We start from the raw sequence: 3,106 nt of genomic DNA on the forward strand, positions 1-3,106 counted from the left end.
TGATGTTCAGCGCAGCAAGGGCGTGTGTCCCAGCCGCTGGCGACTTCCTTTAAGTTCGGCATTGCAGTCAGCGGCAAGCCGAACGGATGGCATCACACGTGAAGTAGGTCAGTTAAGAAGGCGGTATCGCGCAGGAGAAACATTATTGGCAACTTGACACGAACGGCCGAATGTGGACAAGTCGCAGCATGCCGTACTGCCAACCTTACTTCGTTCAACCGTGTCTGCACTGATCAGGCACCTGGTTGCTGTTACGTCCTTGTTGTCTGCCTTCTCTCCGAGATCTTGACGTTCGCCCGTTATTGGAGAGACTGTGACGATCAAGGGCCGTCAGATTGGGGGCCCATCCGCAGGGATGGTCAGTTCGACGTCTGCGGATATCGCCATACGTCACTCCGTGGTGGAGGACGAGAGGGGAAGTTGCATGCGCAAAGGACTGTTGTTGGGCGCAACCGGAGTGTTCGCCGCATTGGTCATAGGACCTGCCGCGGCCAACGCGACCACCGTGTATCAGGGCAGTGACTACGCCTACAACGTCGGCTACGGCAAGGTGACCGCCTGTGATGGCGAAACGGACGGGCACTCTGCCTACTCCGACTACACCGCCGACAGCGGCAACGGCCGGACGAAGACCAGCGGCGGAAGCGGTACGTGCGCATCGGCATCAATGAGCGGCCTGCGCTCGTTCAATGCCTGCGAACAGATCCCCGCCTACCCGGACGCCTGCTCCAGCCGGGTGTACCCGTAGCCGTCGGGCGTTATCCTCGAACGTGCGGCAAGCCGTGGTCGTCCCGGGATGCATTCCGCCCGGGGCGACCGGTTTCTTTGGAAGGTGGTATGAAAGCGGCGACCAAACGGGCCTCGATGGCCACATCGATGCGTAACGTGTCTGTTTCCGTCCCCGGGCGCGCGATTTTGCAGGGCGTCGACCTGGAGGTTGCGCCCGGTGAGTGCTTAGTGGTCACGGGACGTTCTGGTTCAGGTAAGACCACGCTGTTGCACTGCCTAGCCGGTATTACCACCCCGGATACTGGAGAGGTTTGGCTGGGCTCGGACAGGCTGGACAGCGGATCGGCGGCCCGGCGGGCGCGACGGCGGTTGCTGAATATCGGCCTGGTGTTCCAGTTCGGGGAATTGTTGCCGGAGCTGTCGGTGCTGGAGAACGTCGCATTGCCCGCTCGCTTGGCGGGTTCAGTTGAGGCCGCCGCTTCCGAGCGTGCCGGTGAGCTTCTGGAAGTGCTGGGCCTGTCAGATCAGCAGGACGCTCGGCCGGCAACGCTGTCGGGAGGAGAGGTACAGCGGACGGCGATCGCACGCGCCTTGGTCAACGACCCCTGGCTGATCTTGGCCGACGAGCCCAGTGGGGCGTTGGATGATGACAACGCCCAGACGGTGGGACGCCTTTTGACGCAGACCGCCAAGAGCCGCGGCGCTGGCGTGGTGATCGCCACTCACGACCCGGATCTGGTCGAGCTCGGCGACCGAAGGCTCCGCCTGGCGCACGGCCGCTTGGCGGCCTTGTGAACGCCTCGGGCGTGCGGCTGGCGGTACGGTTGGCGTTTACTTTGGCGGCGGAACACCGATGGCGGCTGCTTTCGTTGATCGCCGCCTCGGCGATCGCGACCGTGTCGGGGTTGGCGGTGCTGGCCGGGATGCAGGTGGTTCACGCCCAAGCACAACGTGATCATGCACGCAGCCCGGTGATGACATCCGACCCGAACCGAACGCGGACCCTGCTCGCACCGACGGCCGACATGATCGACGGTCAGCAGTATTCGGTCATGTACCTGCAGCCGGCGCACGCTGACCTGCTGGCCGCCCTGCCACCGGGGCTGGACACGATGCCTGCTCCTGGTCAGGCGGTACTGTCTCCCCGCCTGACCGAACTCGCCGACACCGACCCCGCGATCATGGCTCGTTACCCGAACCGGGCTGCCCGGCCGATCGGCGACGCGGGACTGCGCAACCCCGATGAGCTGCTGGCCTATGTACGCCCGTCCTCGGTACAAGGGCTGGCCGGCTCCGACCGCGCTATGAGGGTGATGACCTTCGGCAGTACCGGCGCTGCTGCCGGCGTGTTCATCGGTACGTCGGTGAACCCGGCGCCGCTACGCCTGGCCCTGGTCGGATTCGTCGGCCTTCCCGTGTTGGTCCTGCTGGTCGTTGCCGCCCGCAGTGCTGCGCCGGCGCGGGACCGGCGCGTGGTGCTGCTGCAAATGCTGGGCGCCGGGCCCGGCTTCACGCACGGGCTTGCGGCCCTGGAGACGGTGTTGATCGCCATCACCGGTGCCATCGGCGGCACCGCGGTGTTCTGGACAGCGCGGCCACACGTACATGAGATTCCAAGCAACGGCTTCGGCCTGTTCCCCGATGACACAGCGATATCGGCCGGGTCCTACGCGATCGTCGCCGCCCTGGTGCTCGCCACCGTGGTGTGCACGTCATTTCTGGGTGGACCGCGGCTTGCGGCGCTGGGGCTTCGGTCCCGGCCCACTCTCACGCACTATGAGCTTTCACGGTGGCGGTTGGCGCCCTTGGCCCTCGGCATCGGCCTGTGTGCTGTGGCCATCGTGATCGGGGGGCAGAACGGAGCGAACGTCTTCTTCGGCGGCGTGGTCATCGCCCTGGCCGGGGTTCCGCTGACCGTCGGGCACCTCGTGCGGGGCTGCGGTGCCCTTATCGGCCGGGTGCGAGGCGTGCCCTCGTTGCTCGCCGGACGTCGGCTACAGGCCGATCCCGGGCACGTGTCCCGTTATCTGGCCGCGGCCACCGTACTGGCCTTCGTGGTGGTCAACGCGCAGGCGTGGATCTCCAGGCTGGACGTTTCCGCCGAGCAGCTCCAATCTCGCCCCGGCTGGAGCCAGACGATGCGTATCACGGCCGCCGGTCTGCACTATGGTGACCTATCCACCATGCGTGCCACCCACGCCGACGTGGTTGTCCCCTACTTGCAGACTCGGGACACCGACGGGGTACTGCTCACCGACTGCGCCGGTCTCCAACGGTTCCTCGCTCGCAAGATCGGCCACTGCCAGGTGCCCAGGCCCACGACCAAGGACCAGCTTGACCAGCAGGTCGAGCGGCTCGACGGTCTCCAACGCCTGCC

At 65.6% G+C, this 3,106-nt stretch carries 3 protein-coding genes; all 3 read left to right on the forward strand.

Going from position 1 to position 3,106, the window contains the following annotated elements:
* Nucleotides 1-424 precede the first annotated feature (424 nt).
* The gene (locus tag ABZ806_RS44950) at nucleotides 425-748 is read left to right on the forward strand and encodes a hypothetical protein (RefSeq protein WP_500226108.1); all 324 of its coding nucleotides are present in this window, start codon (nucleotides 425-427) and stop codon (nucleotides 746-748) included.
* Nucleotides 749-837: 89 nt separating this feature from the next.
* A complete protein-coding gene (locus tag ABZ806_RS44955; protein WP_500226109.1) occupies nucleotides 838-1,524 on the forward strand; it encodes an ABC transporter ATP-binding protein in 687 nt (228 codons plus the stop codon).
* Nucleotides 1,521-3,106: FtsX-like permease family protein (locus ABZ806_RS44960; protein ID WP_500226110.1), on the forward strand; the 1,586-nt coding region annotated here is incomplete at its 3' end. The genes ABZ806_RS44955 and ABZ806_RS44960, both read left to right, overlap by 4 nt.

The organism is Spirillospora sp. NPDC047418 (assembly GCF_040643275.1).
In the GTDB taxonomy this organism is placed as follows: domain Bacteria; phylum Actinomycetota; class Actinomycetes; order Streptosporangiales; family Streptosporangiaceae; genus Spirillospora.

Coding starts and splice junctions, on each gene's coding strand:
- ABZ806_RS44950 (WP_500226108.1), top strand. CDS start 425: ATGCGCAAAGGACTGTTGTTGGGCGCAACCGGAGTGTTCGCCGCATTG.
- ABZ806_RS44955 (WP_500226109.1), top strand. CDS start 838: ATGAAAGCGGCGACCAAACGGGCCTCGATGGCCACATCGATGCGTAAC.